The sequence below is a fragment of the Psychrobacillus sp. FJAT-21963 genome (assembly GCF_001420585.1).
GTDB lineage: Bacteria > Bacillota > Bacilli > Bacillales_A > Planococcaceae > Psychrobacillus.
This window is the reverse complement of the sequence record NZ_LJIY01000001.1, coordinates 355041-372058: the sequence shown is the minus strand read 5'-3', so window position 1 is coordinate 372058 and position 17018 is coordinate 355041. Positions and strand designations below refer to the sequence as shown.

At 35.4% G+C, this 17018-nt stretch carries 15 protein-coding genes; 10 read left to right on the top strand and 5 right to left on the bottom strand.

The window, feature by feature from the left end; all coding sequences use genetic code 11:
• Positions 1-271 precede the first annotated feature (271 nt).
• A complete protein-coding gene (locus AN959_RS01710; protein ID WP_172794286.1) occupies positions 272-2584 on the top strand; it encodes a 5'-nucleotidase C-terminal domain-containing protein in 2313 nt (770 codons plus the stop codon).
• A gap of 162 nt (positions 2585-2746) precedes the next feature.
• On the top strand, positions 2747-3517 hold the full coding sequence (locus tag AN959_RS01705) for a hypothetical protein (RefSeq protein ID WP_056827758.1): 771 nt from the start codon (positions 2747-2749) through the stop codon (positions 3515-3517).
• 49 nt (positions 3518-3566) lie between these two features.
• Here the strand turns inward: AN959_RS01705 and menC are convergent, their stop codons facing one another.
• The 3 genes from menC to AN959_RS21205 all read right to left on the bottom strand — a co-directional run bounded on the left by menC (position 3567) and on the right by AN959_RS21205 (position 6141).
• The gene (gene menC, locus AN959_RS01700; RefSeq protein WP_056827756.1) at positions 3567-4676 is read right to left on the bottom strand and encodes an o-succinylbenzoate synthase; all 1110 of its coding nucleotides are present in this window, start codon (positions 4674-4676) and stop codon (positions 3567-3569) included.
• Positions 4677-4766: 90 nt separating this feature from the next.
• Positions 4767-5900 carry a M20 peptidase aminoacylase family protein gene (locus AN959_RS01695; RefSeq protein WP_056827753.1) on the bottom strand — a complete coding sequence of 378 codons (1134 nt, stop codon included), beginning with the start codon at positions 5898-5900 and terminating at the stop codon, positions 4767-4769.
• Between the two features lie 103 nt (positions 5901-6003).
• On the bottom strand, positions 6004-6141 hold the full coding sequence (locus AN959_RS21205; RefSeq protein ID WP_172794285.1) for a hypothetical protein: 138 nt from the start codon (positions 6139-6141) through the stop codon (positions 6004-6006).
• Between the two features lie 230 nt (positions 6142-6371).
• Here AN959_RS21205 and AN959_RS01690 point away from each other — a divergent pair, with 230 nt between their 5' ends.
• The gene (locus AN959_RS01690) at positions 6372-6593 is read left to right on the top strand and encodes a hypothetical protein (protein ID WP_056827751.1); all 222 of its coding nucleotides are present in this window, start codon (positions 6372-6374) and stop codon (positions 6591-6593) included.
• Positions 6594-6613: 20 nt separating this feature from the next.
• Here the strand turns inward: AN959_RS01690 and AN959_RS01685 are convergent, their stop codons facing one another.
• Positions 6614-8608: a thioredoxin domain-containing protein gene (locus AN959_RS01685; protein WP_056827748.1), complete on the bottom strand. Its 1995-nt coding sequence runs from the start codon at positions 8606-8608 to the stop codon at positions 6614-6616.
• Positions 8609-8995: 387 nt separating this feature from the next.
• Here AN959_RS01685 and guaC point away from each other — a divergent pair, with 387 nt between their 5' ends.
• Together guaC and AN959_RS01675 are read left to right on the top strand one after the other, a co-directional pair.
• Positions 8996-9979 carry a GMP reductase gene (guaC, locus tag AN959_RS01680; protein WP_056827746.1) on the top strand — a complete coding sequence of 328 codons (984 nt, stop codon included), beginning with the start codon at positions 8996-8998 and terminating at the stop codon, positions 9977-9979.
• A gap of 116 nt (positions 9980-10095) precedes the next feature.
• A complete protein-coding gene (locus AN959_RS01675; protein ID WP_056827744.1) occupies positions 10096-10524 on the top strand; it encodes a VOC family protein in 429 nt (142 codons plus the stop codon).
• Between the two features lie 338 nt (positions 10525-10862).
• Here the strand turns inward: AN959_RS01675 and AN959_RS01670 are convergent, their stop codons facing one another.
• Positions 10863-12218, bottom strand: a complete 1356-nt coding sequence (locus AN959_RS01670; protein ID WP_056827742.1) for an FAD-binding oxidoreductase — start codon at positions 12216-12218, stop codon at positions 10863-10865.
• Positions 12219-12319: 101 nt separating this feature from the next.
• Between AN959_RS01670 and AN959_RS01665 the strand changes: the two genes are divergently transcribed.
• Genes AN959_RS01665 through AN959_RS01645 form a run of 5 tightly spaced genes read left to right on the top strand, consistent with a single transcriptional unit; the run spans position 12320 to position 17000 of the window.
• Positions 12320-12988, top strand: a complete 669-nt coding sequence (locus AN959_RS01665; RefSeq protein WP_056827740.1) for a GntR family transcriptional regulator — start codon at positions 12320-12322, stop codon at positions 12986-12988.
• Complete coding sequence (locus AN959_RS01660; RefSeq protein ID WP_056827737.1) at positions 12985-14010, top strand: DctP family TRAP transporter solute-binding subunit; 1026 nt, start codon at positions 12985-12987, stop codon at positions 14008-14010. The genes AN959_RS01665 and AN959_RS01660 overlap by 4 nt, the downstream gene beginning before the upstream one ends.
• A gap of 27 nt (positions 14011-14037) precedes the next feature.
• Positions 14038-14532 (top strand): TRAP transporter small permease, encoded by a 495-nt coding sequence (locus tag AN959_RS01655; protein ID WP_053592177.1) that lies wholly within the window; start codon positions 14038-14040, stop codon positions 14530-14532.
• Positions 14529-15812 (top strand): TRAP transporter large permease, encoded by a 1284-nt coding sequence (locus AN959_RS01650; RefSeq protein ID WP_056827736.1) that lies wholly within the window; start codon positions 14529-14531, stop codon positions 15810-15812. The genes AN959_RS01655 and AN959_RS01650 overlap by 4 nt, the downstream gene beginning before the upstream one ends.
• 27 nt (positions 15813-15839) lie before the next feature.
• Positions 15840-17000, top strand: a complete 1161-nt coding sequence (locus tag AN959_RS01645) for an aminotransferase class I/II-fold pyridoxal phosphate-dependent enzyme (RefSeq protein ID WP_056827734.1) — start codon at positions 15840-15842, stop codon at positions 16998-17000.
• The last annotated feature ends 18 nt before the right edge of the window (positions 17001-17018 follow it).

The following is a 17018-nucleotide window of genomic DNA, read 5'->3' as shown; positions in this document are numbered from 1 at the left end:
CATCTCTGTTTTGATGCTTTATTATACCACAGAATCATAAGAGTAATCATTAAAAGGAAGTAGAAAATGTCATATGAAAAAAATTCCTAGGGAAAAATGGAGATATTTGTTTAATTTCCGAACAATCCTTTCATTTTTTTACAAATCCTTCACTTAAAATTATCAGAATTTTTACTTGCGATATATTGGTAATTAAGTTAATTTAGAACTAGTGGGTACATATAAATCTACTAATAGATTAATTGTTTCATCATTAACTAGGAGGTAAGTTATGAAAAACAGTAAGGTCAAAAAGTCAGCAGTTGCGGCAGTTATAGCAACGTCATTATTCGCATCTTCAAGTGTTACATTTGCAGCTAATTCTCTACAGAATATAGTGGACAATGCAAGAAAAGACATTAAAAATGCCTCATATTCATACGTGGTACCTGCCCAGTCAGGTAAACTAGTGGCAAGTGCTGATGCATATAAAGCATTAAACACTGCAAAAGCAAATTATCAAAAGGCAAGAAATGAAATCATCAAATCCAATGCTAAAAATAAATCTTCATTACTGAAAAGTTTAGATGAACTGTACCAAGAAAGAGTAACGAAAGGACTTGTTCCTTATATTGATGCATATAACTATGCAGATAAATATTTAACACCAATAATGAACGAAATTAAAAAGGCAGAGTCTGCTAAAGACTGGGCAAAACTTGAAAAAGAATATCATAAACTATCAGCTCAATTAAAAACGAGAACTGCAATCCTATATCGTTTTTCCGGGAAGGCTTCTCGCGATCTACTATTAGATCAATATAAAGAACCTGCTGATCTAAAACGTTCAGAATTAATGGTTCCAGTAACAGTTTATATGAAAGCTACTCAAGCACAGGCGCTTTTTGCAGCAGGTAAAGAGGAAGCAGCTGCAAAAGTTCTTGAATCCATTCAACCATTACTAGAGAGATTACCGAGTGAACAAAAGCTTCCAGCAGTAAAAGAACTACTTGCGTTCGTTGAAAAAGTAAATGCAGAAGTTAACCCTGGATTTACATTATCTCTTATGCATGTAAATGATACACATGCAAACACTGATAAGGCTCCAAAGCGCTTAACTGCAATTAAAGAAGTACGAGCTGAAAAACCATCTGCACTATTAATCGATGCTGGTGATGTATTCTCTGGTACTCTTTATTTTAACGAGTTTAAAGGACAAGCTGATTTAGAACTAATGAAATTAATGGATTATGATGTAATGACTTTTGGTAACCATGAATTTGATTTAGGATCGACTCCAGAAGGACATAAAGCGCTTAGTGAATTTATTCAAAAATCTAACTTCCCATTTGTTAGTGCAAATGCAGACTTCTCTAAAGACGTGAATTTAAAAGGATTATTCAATGTAAACGTATCTTCTGATCCGAAAGATGGTCAAATTTATAGCGGTATTATTAAAGAAGTTGATGGGCAAAAAGTTGGTTTATTCGGCTTAACAACTGCTGAAACTGCTGATATTTCAAGTCCAAAAGATGTGACATTTACTGATTACATTAAAGCAGCACAAACAATGGTAGATGAATTTGAAAAACAAGGTGTTAATAAGGTTGTCGCAGTAACTCATATTGGTTATGATGATAATCCAACATTTGATAACGATTTATTATTAGCGGCGGCTGTTAACGGAATTGACGTAATTGTTGGTGGACATAGCCATACTCAACTTGATAAACCTGTAGTAGTAAATAAAGATAAAAACGGTGCAGAAAAAGATCCTACTGTAATTGTACAAGCATATCAGTACAGTGATTTTTTAGGAACACTTGATGTAAACTTCAATAAAGAGGGTAAAGTTGTTAGTCATGCAGGAGAATTAATTCCAATCAAAGATCAAACAGAAGATCCAGCAGCTGCTACATTATTAAAAACATACTCTGAAAAAATAGAAGAAATTAAAGTTAAAGAAATTGGTGCTGTGGCAGAAGTGGAACTAACGAATCCTCGTGTGAAAGAAGACACGGATCCAAGTGTTCGTAAAAACGAGACTGCACTTGGAAATATCATTACTGACGGAATGCTTTCAAAAGCGAAGAAGTATAATGATAAAGTAATTATGGCTCTTCAAAATGGTGGAGGAATTCGTGCTTCAATTGATGCTGGTCCGATTACAGTTGGGGAAGTAATTACTGTACTTCCGTTTGGTAATACATTAGCAACAATGGAAGTAACCGGTGCCGAATTAAAAGCGGCTTTTGAAATTAGTTTCAAATCTTATCCAAAAGAAAATGGCGGTTTCCTACATGTTTCTGGAGCAAAAGTGGAATTTGACTCCTCTAAACCTGCTGGAGAACGTGTTGTTTCTATTAAATATAAAGCTGCTGATGGTACTCTTGTAGAACTTAAAGATGATGAAAAATATGTCATAGCGACAAATGCATTCACTGCAAAAGGCGGAGATGGCTATGATGTATTCAAAAAAGCTTATGAAGAAGGCCGCGTAACAGATTTAGGTCTATCTGATTGGGAAAATCTTCAAGAACAACTTCAATTAATGAAAACAGTTAAGAATGAAGTAGAAGGCCGTATTGTAGACGTAAAAAAATAAACCCATAAAAAAATTCCTCTCTCTAGCAATAGGGAGAGGAATTTTTGTATATTTAAAATGTTTAGTCTATTAAATGGAGGGTATTTAGAATAAGGAACCAAAATTAAATCTTAATACAGAAGACAGTACTTACTTTCCAAAAGAAAGAGGAGGAATTCTTGTATGAAGAAAAAGGCATTAATAGTTACTGCAGCAACTACGCTGTTATCGGCATCTTTGATCGGAGGTCCATTAGTCGGAAATGCTCAAGGAGACGATGGGAGAGATAGAGACTGGGAAAGAAATCATTCAGGAGATTGGAAACAGTCACATCAAATGATGGAAAAATTTAAAAATCAAGAAAGAGACAAACGACAATTTGACGATAAAAGTAGAGATAAAGATTATAATGAAAACAAAATAAAAGCCGACCAAATAGACAAAACAAAAGTAAACAGCAAGGAAGAAATAAAAAAGTCATTCCCTTTAGTTTCCTATGAACAAGCAAATGTATATGGTAAAAACACCATATTACCTTTAATTTCAGCAATAGAATCTGCAAAAGCAGCAAAAGATTGGGAAGCACTTGAAAAATATTTTCATTTACTTTCTAAAGAGTTAAGAAGAGGAACGTCCATATTTTATAAAGTTGATGGAAAACAAAATCGTGATGCATTAATTTCAACTTATAAACTTCCCGCGCAAGAAAAGCGTTCTGAACTAGTTCTTCCGATTACCATCTATATAGCTTTAGAAAATGTGAATGACTCATTGGATAAAGGAGATACAAAAAATTTAAGCTTTAAAATGAAGAAAATTAAAGTATTAGTGAACAAATTGGAAGGGGTAGAAAATAGTCCTCTTCTACAAGATTTAGTAGCACAAGTAAATGCTACTGAAAACAAATTAAATAATTTATTAGCAACAAACACGAATAGGTTAGAAATTAACTAACAACAAACAGTTCAGATTCTATTGAATCTGAACTTTTTTGTCTGCCCAATTAACCTTTAAAATGAAATTGCTCTACTGTATAACGATTCATCATATCTAGATTTGGCTCATAACCAATGCCATAAGCTTTTGGCACCTTAATATAGCCATCCTCTGCTACTACTTCCGGCTTAATAATGTCTTCCTCCCAATAACGAGAAGAGCCTGATGTGTCACCTGGTAGAAGAAAGTTTGGAAGTGTTGTAAGTGCTATATTATGCGCGCGTCCTATGCCAGCTTCTAGCATTCCACCACACCATACAGGAACCCCTTTATCCATGCAATAATCATGGATTTTTTTCGATTCGGTTAAACCACCGACGCGTCCAATCTTAATATTAATAATTTTGGTGCTTCCAAGTTCAATTGCTTTACGTGCATCTTCCATGGAATGAATACTTTCATCTAGACAAATAGGCGTTTTCAATTCTTTTTGTAGTTTTGCATGATCAATAATATCGTCTGAGGCAAGTGGTTGCTCAATCATCATTAAATTGAATTCATCTAACTGTTGTAATAACGCTATATCCTTTAAAGTGTAAGCAGAATTCGCATCTGCCATAAGTGGAACATCTGGATAAGCACCTCGTAATGCGCGAATAATTTCTATATCATTTCCTGGTTTAATCTTTACCTTTATACGTTTATATCCTTCTTTTATATAGGTTCCCACCAGCTCGACTAATTCATCTGTACTTTTTTGAATCCCTATACTAATTCCAACTTCAATTTTTTCTGCAGTGCCACCAAGTGCCTCTGCGAGTGTTAATTTATTTCTTTTAGCATACAAATCCCAAATTGCTCCTTCAACTGCTGCTTTCGCCATATTATTTTTGCGAAGAGGAGCAAATAATTCGCTTACTTCATCTGGATGACCAAAGTTTCTGTTTAATACTAGAGGTATCAAAAAGTCCTTAATGATGTGAAGATTCGTTTCAACGGTTTCTTCGTTATACCAAGGAGCTGAAAAAGCAGTCGATTCACCCCAACCTGTGTTTCCAAGTTCGTCTGTTACTTCTAATAATAGAAATTCTTTTACTTGCATCGAACCAAAACTAGTAGTGAAGGGTGACCTCATCGTCATGTTCATTTTGCGTAAATTAATTTCTTTAATAATCATATTATTACTCCTTTGAAATCAGTGGCATGGTAAATATTATTAACGATTAATATTGTACCATTTGTAATCCATTTAACATCTCTATCGGATTCATTCATTCATTTCTTTTTGAAATGTGTTCATGATTGTTTGGGCAAGTATTTCAATACCAGTGAAGATTGATTCATGCTTGAAGCTCATATTTGGGTGATGTAATCCTGGAGCTAAATCACAGCCAAGTCCGAGCATTGTCGCTTTTATAGTAGGTCTTTTTACAGGATAATAATGAAAATCCTCACCACCAGGTGTCACAATAGGAGGTACACAATTGTCTTCTCCAATTGTATGAATAATTGCCTCTTTCATTATTTCGACTGCTGTTGCATCTACCTCTGCCGCAACAATTTCCGTTTCTATATGGTAGTCGATTGTAATTTGATGAAGGCCTGCAATAGAGTGGATGGCGTTCTTCACTCTTGCAATCAGCTCATCCATTGCTACATTAGATTGTGCTCTCAAATCTATACTGAATTCAGCATTTCCAGGAATTATATTTCCCGATTCTCCTCCGGCTTGAAATCTTGTGAGCTTTGCCGAATAAGACTCCATCGGGTCTAAGTAGATTGCCTGAATTGCATGTACAATTTGTGCACCAACTTCAATAGCGTTTATACCAAGATGCGGTCGAGCGGCATGTGCTTCTAATCCGTGGATTTTCCCAATCAAAAGCTTTGCGGCACCATGGATTATGGCTGGGGAACAGTAACCTTGTTCTAATTCTTGAATTGGCCGAAGGTGAACGCCATATAAAAAGTCCATATCATCAACCAATCCTCTATCAATAAACGAAAGGGCTCCCGTTCCTTTTTCTTCAGCTGGTTGAAACAAAACTTTCAAAGTTCCTTGCTTGGGTACAGCTAGTTTTTTTAATAATAGCAGTGTACCAACTGCCATCGTCATATGTGCATCATGACCACAAGAATGATTTGCCTGGAATACACCATTAACTTCCTGCCAAAGGGCGTCCATATCTGTTCTCAGTCCTACGCATGGCTTGCCATTTCCGATAGTAACAAGAAGTCCAGTGGAATCATCGAAAGTCGTTACATCAAACCCCTCGTTAACTAACAAATCAACTAAATAATTTGTCGTTTCAACTTCTTTCCAACTAACCTCCGGATTGTTATGCAGGTGGTGAAAAACCAATTCCACAATTGGCCTTATATCTTCTAGCACGTTATTCATGTTTAATTTCCTTTCTTCTAAATTATTCGTCTATTTACTTATCGGTGGAAAAGACCGATTATAAATCTATTTAAAAAACCCCACAAATGTGGGGAACTAAAACTTAATTGTCTTCTTGTACCAACTCTTGTTCATCAAGGAGATGAACTGGACTTCCTTCTGCAATCATATTAAGGGAAGCAATTAAATCTAAATTCTGTCTCATGGCCATTTCTTCCGAATCAACATAATTAGGATACAACCATTCTCCTCCTCAATCCTTTAAGTCTAGTATATTTAGAAACGGCCTATTTATTTACTAATATAGTCTGAAAATAAAATTTTGATTGATTAAACATAAGCAAAAATGAAAAGTAATTGATTATAACCGTTCAAAATGGCATAGATAAAGAATACGAATAATTCTGACACTTGAAACAACTCTAAAACAATCTAATATAGTACGTATACATAGGATTGGGGGTATGCCAAATGAAAATTGAGTATTTTGTACAGGCTATGAATCAGAGTCTAAGAAGAGTAGGAGAATCCGTAGAATATATGGAACTGTATTCGAATATTAACAAAATGGAGCAGCATCAAATTATGCAGGCTATACTCGAATTAAGTGAACGAATTAAATTGATAGAAGCATATATGGATGGGAGAAAGGAAATCCATTTGGAGTATAACGGAAAAGTTAAAAGGCACTAATTAAAGTGCCTTTAACCTATTTATGATAAATCTTTTAAAATCAGATCCAAATCAGTTTGTGGATTGTGGCAAATATTATTTTGGCAAATTTGAACCGAAAGGGAGTGAGCACTCTTATCGTGTGTCCAGATATCATACGGTCGAAATGTTTTGTGTAAGTGATGTAATATTTCTATGGCAGGACTGCCATTTACTTTTATTTCACGGGCTTGGACAAGATAGCCCTGTTGTGCATTTAATATGGAAAGAACGGCAGATGGGTATTGTAAAGCATCGTCAGTAAATGCGGAAAAAATGTGTTCCACTTTTTTCAGTAGCTCCATATCTTCTGTAATTTTTGCTAATCGCCAAAGTTGCATCGCTGCTGTACCATTCCCTGAAGGTGTTGCATCATCTAATGCCGACTTTTCACGTATAACTAACTTTTCTGCTTCTTTATTTGTGAAATAGAAACCTCCATTTTCCTTGTCTTCAAAATAGGTATAAAGGGTAGTTGCTAACTTTGTTGCTTTCCCAATATATTCTTCGTTCCCAGTTGCTTGATGTAATTCGATTAATGCCCAAATGATATTACAATAATCATCTAAGTAAGCCATATGCTTTGCTTCGCCATCCCTGTAGCGTGCATATAGCAAATTCTCTTTCATTAAATGTTGTTCTATAAATTGTAATCCTTTAGCTGCAAGGTCAATAAATCTTGATTCTGCAAAGGTAGCACCAGCTTTTGCGAGAGCTGCAATAAGTAGTCCATTCCAAGAAGTAAGTATTTTATCATCCAGATGAGGATATACCCGAGTTTGACGTTTATTAAATAGTAGCTGACGGGATGCTTCCAAACGCTCTTCTAACTCATCCAAAGAAATATCGTATTCCTCTACTAAGGATTTTGCATCAGAATAAATTAAATTTGGGATATTTTTACCTTCAAAGTTCCCTTCCTCAGTAAGATCATATGCTTTTGCAAACAGATTTCCTTCGTGCTCACCCAATATTTCCAATACTTCTGATAACGACCAAATATAATAAGTACCTTCAGCACCTTCACTATCCGCATCAATTGCCGAATAAAAACCTCCATCTGGATGAGTCATCTCCCGTTCGATAAATTCAATCGTGTTGTAAACAATTTCTTTATATTGAGGAATTTCCGTAATTTGATAGGTTTCCGTAAAGGCAAGCAACAGTAACGCTTGGTCATATAGCATTTTTTCAAAATGCGGAACAAGCCACATTTCATCTGTGGAATATCGAGCAAAACCATATCCAATATGATCGTATATCCCTCCACGTGCAATTCCATCAAGGGTTGCTTCCACCATATTTAAAGCATTATCATCTTTATTTGCATAATAATATCGCAATAAGAATAATAACTTGGTCGGGGAGGGAAACTTAGGCTCAGTTCCAAAACCACCATATTGGGTATCAAAATTGCCAGTTAACTGTTGATAGACTTGATCAATTGTATTAGGTGGAATAGAGCTCTCATTTGATGGAGGACCTTCATTTAAGGCCTCCGTAAGTTTATTGCTAATATGAACAACTCGGGATTGTTCATTTATATAAATATTATAAACTTGTGGTAAAAGGTCGAGCATTCCTGTACGCCCATGTTTACTTTCTTTCGGATAGTAAGTTCCAGCATGGAAAGGCTTTTGATCTGCTGTCAAAAACACATGAAGTGGCCACCCACCTTGACCAGTAAGCATCTGACATACATTCATATAGATGGAATCGATATCAGGACGCTCTTCTCGGTCTACTTTTATAGAAACAAAGTACTTATTTAATAGCTCTGAAACCTCTTGATCTTCAAATGATTCTCTTTCCATCACGTGACACCAATGGCAAGTACTATAGCCGATGCTTACGAATACTGGCTTGTTTTCGCGTTTCGCTTTATTAAAAGCTTCTTTACCCCATGGAAACCAATCAACAGGGTTATGTGCGTGTTGTAATAAGTAAGGTGATTTTTCAGCGATTAATCGATTGGAAATATTTTTATTAGTAGTCATTTTAAAACCACCTTCTTTAGGAAGATTTTTTTACTAATAGGTTTCCACTAAAAACTGTATGGTATTCCTAAGCATCTTGATGTCTTTAGACGTTGTAATTCAATAAGTTGAATACAACCGAATGTTATGAGTATCTTATTAATTAAATGGAATAATTTTTTTGTCTGCTTGTCCGTCAAGAATAGAATCCTTCATTTCTATATTTCACCTTTACCCTTTTAAAGAGAAATTTATGTCACGGATGTAATAAGTTAATAAGGAATCGAACTAATTGGCCTTTATTAATTTAAAACCTTTGACATTTACATGAATTTGCTGTAAATTATCCGATGGACGAACATTTTAGTTCATCCGTATAATTAATATTCGTATTTAGGAGTGTTAAGCATGGATAATGTATTTGATTATGAAGATATTCAATTAATTCCGGCGAAATGTGTAGTTAATAGCCGTTCTGAATGTGATACAACTGTTACTTTAGGTGGACATACATTTAAGCTGCCTGTCGTACCTGCAAATATGCAGACTATTATTGACGATAAAATCGCTAATTATTTAGCTGAAAATGGTTATTTCTATATCATGCATCGTTTTGAACCAGAAAAGCGGATTTCTTTTATTAAAGATATGCAATCTCGTGAACTAGTCGCATCAATTAGTGTAGGTGTTAAAGAAGAAGAATATTCATTTATTGAACAATTAGCAGAGGAACAAATAGTACCTGAATTTATAACAATTGATATTGCACATGGGCACTCGAATGCAGTGATCAATATGATTCAACATATAAAAAAACATATACCAGCCAGCTTTGTTATTGCTGGTAATGTTGGAACACCAGAAGCGGTTAGAGAATTAGAAAATGCTGGTGCCGACGCAACTAAAGTAGGAATTGGTCCAGGTAAAGTATGTATTACGAAGATTAAAACAGGATTTGGAACGGGTGGTTGGCAACTAGCAGCACTTCGTTGGTGTGCAAAGGCTGCAAGCAAGCCGATTATTGCTGATGGAGGAATCCGTACGCATGGTGATATCGCTAAATCTGTACGCTTTGGTGCATCTATGGTAATGATTGGATCACTATTTGCCGGTCACGAAGAGTCTCCAGGAAAAACAATCGAAAAAGATGGAAAGCTATATAAAGAATATTTCGGTTCTGCTTCTGAATTCCAAAAAGGCGAAAAGAAAAATGTAGAAGGCAAAAAAATGTATGTAGAACACAAAGGGCCACTTGAAGATACATTGAAAGAAATGGAGCAAGATCTTCAATCTTCTATTTCTTATGCTGGTGGAAATAAACTAGAAGCTATCCGAAATGTAGATTATGTTATCGTTAAAAATTCAATTTTTAATGGTGATAAAGTTTATTAAACAATTTTTTTCATAAAATTAACAGAGGTATATATTTTTTCAAACAGACAAATGCTACAATAATCTTGTCATTCATTAATACATGAATAACATTAAAAAGTAGAGGAGTGTATCAAATGGCTGTTGATGTATATCTTAATTTTAATGGAAATTGTCGTGAAGCTGCAGAGTTTTACGCAGAAGTTTTTAAAACAGAAAAGCCACAAGTAATGACTTTCGGTGAAGCACCACCAAGTCCCGATTACACGCTACCAGAGGAAGCAAAAGATTTAGTTATGCATACTCGACTAAATATTAGTGGAAGCAATGTCATGTTTTCTGATGTTTTTCCTGGTTCTCCTTTCATTGAAGGCAATAATATTAGCTTAGCAGTTGTAAGTAGAGATGAAAATGAAATTAGATCAGCATTTGAAGCACTTAAAGAAGGCGGAAAAGTAGGAATGGAGCTCCAAGAAACTTTCTGGAGTAAATGCTACGGATCCGTGAAGGACAAGTTCGGTATCGAATGGCAACTAAGCCTCGAAAACGATCAAATGCCTCAATAGAATAGCAAGGACTGTACAACAACGTAATTTGTTGTACAGTCCTTTTTTAAAAGATAATGAAAGTTTATATAATTCAACTACCGTAAACTTAGTGTTCAAAAGTTTACTGACGGACAGAAAACTTTTTATGTGGACAGAAAAGATTTTATACGGACAGAAAACTTTTTATGTGGACAGAAAAGATTTTATACGGACGGAAAACTTTTTATGTGGACGGAAGAAATTTATATGGACGTATTTTTCCTGGCATTAATCAGTAGTAGGAAATTTAATAAATTTCCAAATGAAATGTCTCACACGTATTGCTTTAAAGCGTTCGATAAGCGTTTTTCTTATTATTAATAAAATATTTTTCCAGGATTTAGAATGCCTTTTGGGTCAAATAACGCTTTAACTGATTTCATTAATTCAACAGCTTCCCCATGCTCGGCAACTTGGTATTTCATTTTCCCTAGACCTACCCCATGTTCACCTGTGCATGTACCACCAAGTTCGATCGCTTTCAACGCAATTTGTGAATTTGTATATTCTGCTTTTTCAACTTCTACTGAATTATGTGGATCATACATAACAAGCGTATGGAAGTTACCATCGCCAACGTGTCCAAATACTCCTCCTATTAGTCCGCTTTCTTCTAGTATTTTACGACCAAATACAACCATTTCAGCGAGTTTTGAAATAGGAACACATGAATCCGATCCCGTAGATACTTTCCCTTTTATATGCTTATATGCATATGCCATTTCATGACGTGCTTTCCAGAGTTCTGTACGTTCTTTCGAAGAATTTGCGCGTTCCCAGTTTTTACAGCCAAATTCTTTCATTAGTTCTTCTACAACTGTAGCTTCTTCTTCCACGATATTCGGTGAGCCAGCAAATTCAAAGAAAAGGGAGTGTGCTTCTGGAAATGTATAATTTCCGTATTCATTTACTTGTTTTATGCTTTCAGAGTCCACTAGTTCCATACGCATTATTTGAATACCACTTGATAGAACAGCTTGAGCAGCTTCTGCACATTCACCGGGAGTTTCAAATGTGCAACGTGCAGCTAAAACTTTTTCGGGAATACCATGCAGTTTAACTGTAACCTTCGTTATGATACCTAGAGTTCCTTCAGAACCAGTGAAAATTCCATTTAAATGATAACCAGAAGATGATTTTTTCGCTTTTGAACCAGTATGTATAATACTTCCATTTGCTAGAACTACTTCTAAGTCCAATACTTGGTCCCGCATCGAACCATAACGTACTGCTGTAGTACCACTTGCATTGGTGGCAACCATACCTCCTATAGAAGCATCAGCACCTGGGTCAATTGGGAAGTATAGTCCATGTTTATTTACATACTCATTTAGCTGAAGACGTGTCATTCCAGGTTCTACTGTAATCATCAAATCTTCTGGGAAAAACTCCACTACTTTATTCATTTGATCGAAGTTCACTGAAATCCCTTTATTAATTGGAATAGCTTGGCCCTCTAAGCCAGAACCAGCACCATATGGCGTTACTGGAACATCATATTCATTTGCTAATTGAAGTACTTTCACAACATCCTCCACATTTTCTGGGAAAAACACAAAATCTGGTTCTACCCGGGGATGTGAAGATTCATCTCTACTGTGGCGATATAACTCTGATTCACTTTGACTCACTTTTTTGTTTCCTAGTTTTTCAATCAAACTATTCAACATCATTAAAAACACCTAACTTTCTAATAATTCTAAAATTTTTGTTTACAAGAATAGTAGCATAATATATTATGCTTGTATACAGTATACAGGAAGGAGGGGGACATTTGAAAAAGATACTTCCAAAAGAAACTCTTGCAGATCAAGCATTTAAGAGTATAAAAGATTCAATCATCGCCGGAAAGCTTGAACAAAACGAAGAGCTACCAGAAGAAAAATTGGCAATGGATCTAGGAATCAGTCGTACTCCAATTCGTGAAGCATTAAAGAGGTTAGCAGCAGAAGGGCTTATACAGTTAAATAAAGCAAAGCCAGCAACTGTAGCTACTTTTTCAATCGTTGATGGGCTACATTATATGGAAATTAGAAGACTTTTAGAAATTTACAATATCGATAAAAATACAGATAAAGTCTCTGAAAAAATACTGTATGATTTACAAAACAATTTGGAAGAACAATTAGAATCGATAAATCGTAATGATTTTCATTCATTTATCGATTTAGACCGAGAGTTTCATTTAATTCTTGCAAGTATTGGAGACAATAAGAAGCTAGTGGAGCTTATACATGATTCTAATGCTGGAGTTAATCGAGCATTTCTGATTCTTTCCAATACGTTACAAGTGAGTGCGGAGGAAGCTTACAACGAGCATACAAAGATATTAAAAGCACTTCAAAATCATCAAAAAGATTTAGCTAAACAACTTATGACAAGTCACCTAGATAATGTAGAAAAAAGATTTTTATCATATTGTACTCAGGGGGAAATGAAATGAAAAAATTATTCGCATTATTACTGATTATTGTTATAACACTATCCGCATGTGGAAGACCTACAGAAACAGTAACTACATCTAGTACAGGGGAGTCCGAAGGTTCTTACACAATTCGAATTGCGTACTTAGTCTCTGAAGAGCAATCCTCTCATATTGCGGCTGAAACTTTTAAAGAAAAGCTTGAAAAAGAGTCAGATGGTCGATTAAAAGTTGAGTTATATCCAAATGGACAACTATATGCTTCAGACCGAGAAGCGATTGAAGCAGTTCAACTTGGAAATATTGAAATGACCATTCCAGCCGTAGCACCTCTTGCATCATTCAATAAAAAATTTATGGTATTCGATTTACCATTTTTGTTTAATGATCATGACGCGGCATACCGAGCGTTGGATGGAGCTCTTGGTGAACAGTTACTTGGAGAATTGGAAAACAATGATTTAAAGGGACTTGTTTTTGCTGAGAATGGATTCCGTCATATGTCTAACAATAACGGTCCGATTCATGGAGTAGCGGACTTAAAAGGATTGAAATATCGTACACTTGAAAATCCGGTCCATACAGATACGTTTAAAGCATTCGGTGCAAACGCATCCCCATTTGCATTTGGTGAGCTATATACAGCACTTCAGCAAAAAACATATGATGCAATGGAATCACCGATTTCTCTCTATTACACAAACAAGTTTTATGAAGTACAAGACTACTTAACAATTACTTCACATGTCTATGCCGCAACTATTTTGTTGATGAATAATGAATTTTTCAATTCATTACCAGAAGATCTTCAACAGTTGGTTGTAAAGACTTCTGAAGAATATCGAACAGAACAACGTAAGCTTGCTCAAGAACAAGACGTAGATTTCTTAAACAAACTGAAACAATCAGGAATGAAAGTGAATGAACTAACTCCAGAAGAACGTGAAGAATTTAAAGATGCAACGAAATCTGTTTACGATAAATATGTTTCAGAAATTGGTGAAGATTTAGTTAAAATGGCTGAGGATGCAAACAATCAATAATAAGGGGAAGGGACGGGAAAAATTTTTATGTTAAAGAAATTTGCAAAGTTTGAAGAAATCCTCCTTGTTTGGTCACTTGTTATTATGGTTGCCTTAATTTTTGGACAAGTAGTTGGTAGAAAAGTTTTTGAATCTGCTCCTAGTTGGACAGAGGAAATGGCAAGGTATATTCATATTTTTCAAGTTTGGATCGGCGCAAGCTATTCCGTAAAATTACGACAACATATAAGAGTGGAAGCGTTTGTTACACGCTTCCATGGAACTTTTCGTCAAGTACTAGAAACAATTTCAATTCTCATATGGTTTGTTATGGCACTCTTTTTGGCGGTATTTGGAACAGAACTAGTGTTGAGTAGTATTGAACATGGCCAACTAGCACCTGCTATGCAAATTCCAGTTTGGATTGCTTACTTAGCTATCCCACTTGGGGGTTTAGGAATGGCTATTCGATTAATTGTACAACTAGTGGAGGTATGGAAAGGAAACTATGACAAACCAGCAGATGAGGAGATAATCGCATGACAGTAGCATTATTATTTGGAACGTTATTCATTTGCTTATTAGTCGGTGTGCCGATTGCCATTTCTCTTGGAATTTCAGCTCTAGTTGCCATTTATTTTGGTTCTACATTACCCCTTGGGATTATTGCACAAAAAGCATTTACTTCTCTTGATTCATTTCCTTTATTGGCAATTCCTTTTTTCATGCTCGCGGGGGTGCTGATGAGTAAAGGCGGGGTTTCCAAACGTTTACTAGATATGGCTGCAGCAATGGTAGGTTGGATTGTAGGTGGACTTTCTTTAGTGACTGTTGTTGCTTCGATGTTTTTTGCGGCAATATCCGGTTCAGGTCCAGCAACAGTTGCCGCAATCGGTGGTTTTATGATTCCTGAAATGAAAAAGAAGAGATACGATGGAGGATTCGCGGCTGCAGTTTCTGCATCTGCTGGCTCTATAGGTGTTATTATTCCACCTTCTATTCCTTTCGTATTATATGGAGTAATAGGGAGTGTATCTGTAGGAAGTATGTTCTTAGCGGGTATTCTTCCAGGAATTCTAATTGGAATTGCTCTAATGATAACAGCTTATATAATTGCGAAAAAGAGAGGGTATACTTCAGAACAAAATGCAATTTTTTCATTTAAGGATGTTTTAAAAGCTACTTTTGATGCAAAATGGGCATTACTTATTCCGGTTATCATATTAGGTGGTATATATGGGGGATTTTTCTCTCCAACAGAAGCTGCGGTAGTAGCAGTAGTTTATTCTTTAATAGTAGGACTATATGTATATAAAGAACTTACATGGAAAACTGTCTATGAATGTTTTCGAGAAGCAGTTGTCATTAATGCAACAACAATGATTATTATTGGACTTTCTGTTTCCTTTGCTTACTTTATGACATTAGAACAAGTTCCGAATGATATTTCAACTTTCTTAACAGAATTATCTACTAATCCAATTGTCATTTTAATAGCGATTAATATCATACTATTAATAGTTGGTATGTTCATAGATACTATATCTGCGCTTGTAATTTTAACACCAATATTATTACCTATTGTTGTTGCAGTGGGCATTGATCCAATACATTTTGGCGTTATTTTAGTCTCTAACTTAGCGATTGGTTTTATCACACCGCCACTTGGTGTAAACTTATTTGTAGCCTCAAGTGTAGGGAATGTAAAGTTTGAAAAAATAGTCATGGCGATTATACCGTTTCTATTCTCAATGATTATTTGTTTAATCGTTATTACATTTATTCCAAGTTTATCTTTATGGCTACCAAGTTTTTTTAAGTAATATAAAGTGAAAGAAGGATGAAGTAGTATGTCTTTGAGCATAAATCCACGTGCTAAAACACTAACAGTACCAGGAATTCGGCAGTTTTCTAATCAACTGGTAAACTTTCCGAACGCTATTAATTTAACAATTGGGCAACCAGATTTTCCAACACCAGTCGCAGTAAAAGAGGCGGGGATTCGAGCAATTGAACAGAATTTGACTGGATATTCTCATAATGCAGGATTACTAGAACTTAGAGTAGCAGTCAATACCTTTTTCTCGAATAAATACGGATTCTCTTATGATCCTCAAAATGAAATTGTAATTACAAATGGAGCTAGTGAAGCAATTGACTCGATTTTCCGGACGATTTTAGAGGAGGGTGATGAGGTAATTTTACCAGCCCCAATCTATTCAGGTTATGTACCGGTAATTGAATTATGTGGTGCAAAAGTAGTCTATTTGGATACGACGGAAACGGGGTTTCAGCCATCAGCGAAAAATTTAGAGAGACTTATTACAGAAAAAACAAAAGCAATTTTGTTTAATAATCCTTCCAATCCTACTGGTGTTATCATACAAAAGGAAACAATGGATGAATTAGTACAAATGCTGAAGGAAAAAGAAGTCTTTATCCTGACTGATGAAATATATAGTGAAAATACTTTCTCGGGTGAACATCATTCATTTGCGGCATATAAAGAGCTTCAACATAAACTTTTTTATATTCATGGTGTTTCGAAATCTCATTCCATGACTGGATGGCGGGTTGGATTCTTAATGGGACCAGCTACAATTATGAAACAAGTAATGTTGGTGCATGCATACAACTCAATTTGCGCTTCTTTACCTGCTCAACATGCTGCGATTGAAGCACTAACAAATTCAAAAGACACACCAATTGAAATGAATGTGGAGTATGTGAAAAGACGTGACTATGTATATGAACGTTTAAATAAAATTGGGTTACCAGTTGAAAAACCTAATGGAGCATTTTATATTTTCCCTTCTATTGAAGCGTTCGGTATGAACTCATTTGATTTTGCAACTAAGTTACTCCAAGAGGGTGGAGTTGCAGTTGTTCCAGGGAGTACATTTACACCTTATGGAGAGGGGTATATTCGTATATCATATGCATACTCTATGGCTGTGCTTGAAGAAGGTTTAAACCGTCTAGAAAAATTTATTCAAACTATTCTAAAGTAGTTATTGTGTAAAACTTGA

Bases quoted from the DNA above. Each gene is read 5' to 3' on its own strand.
- AN959_RS01650 (WP_056827736.1), top strand. From the start codon at position 14,529: ATGACAGTAGCATTATTATTTGGAACGTTATTCATTTGCTTATTAGTC.
- AN959_RS01705 (WP_056827758.1), top strand. From the start codon at position 2,747: ATGAAGAAAAAGGCATTAATAGTTACTGCAGCAACTACGCTGTTATCG.
- menC (WP_056827756.1), bottom strand. From the start codon at position 4,676: ATGATTATTAAAGAAATTAATTTACGCAAAATGAACATGACGATGAGG.
- AN959_RS01675 (WP_056827744.1), top strand. From the start codon at position 10,096: ATGGCTGTTGATGTATATCTTAATTTTAATGGAAATTGTCGTGAAGCT.
- AN959_RS01690 (WP_056827751.1), top strand. From the start codon at position 6,372: ATGAAAATTGAGTATTTTGTACAGGCTATGAATCAGAGTCTAAGAAGA.
- AN959_RS01645 (WP_056827734.1), top strand. From the start codon at position 15,840: ATGTCTTTGAGCATAAATCCACGTGCTAAAACACTAACAGTACCAGGA.
- AN959_RS01710 (WP_172794286.1), top strand. From the start codon at position 272: ATGAAAAACAGTAAGGTCAAAAAGTCAGCAGTTGCGGCAGTTATAGCA.
- AN959_RS01655 (WP_053592177.1), top strand. From the start codon at position 14,038: ATGTTAAAGAAATTTGCAAAGTTTGAAGAAATCCTCCTTGTTTGGTCA.
- guaC (WP_056827746.1), top strand. From the start codon at position 8,996: ATGGATAATGTATTTGATTATGAAGATATTCAATTAATTCCGGCGAAA.
- AN959_RS01670 (WP_056827742.1), bottom strand. From the start codon at position 12,218: ATGATGTTGAATAGTTTGATTGAAAAACTAGGAAACAAAAAAGTGAGT.
- AN959_RS01695 (WP_056827753.1), bottom strand. From the start codon at position 5,900: ATGAATAACGTGCTAGAAGATATAAGGCCAATTGTGGAATTGGTTTTT.
- AN959_RS01660 (WP_056827737.1), top strand. From the start codon at position 12,985: ATGAAAAAATTATTCGCATTATTACTGATTATTGTTATAACACTATCC.
- AN959_RS01685 (WP_056827748.1), bottom strand. From the start codon at position 8,608: ATGACTACTAATAAAAATATTTCCAATCGATTAATCGCTGAAAAATCA.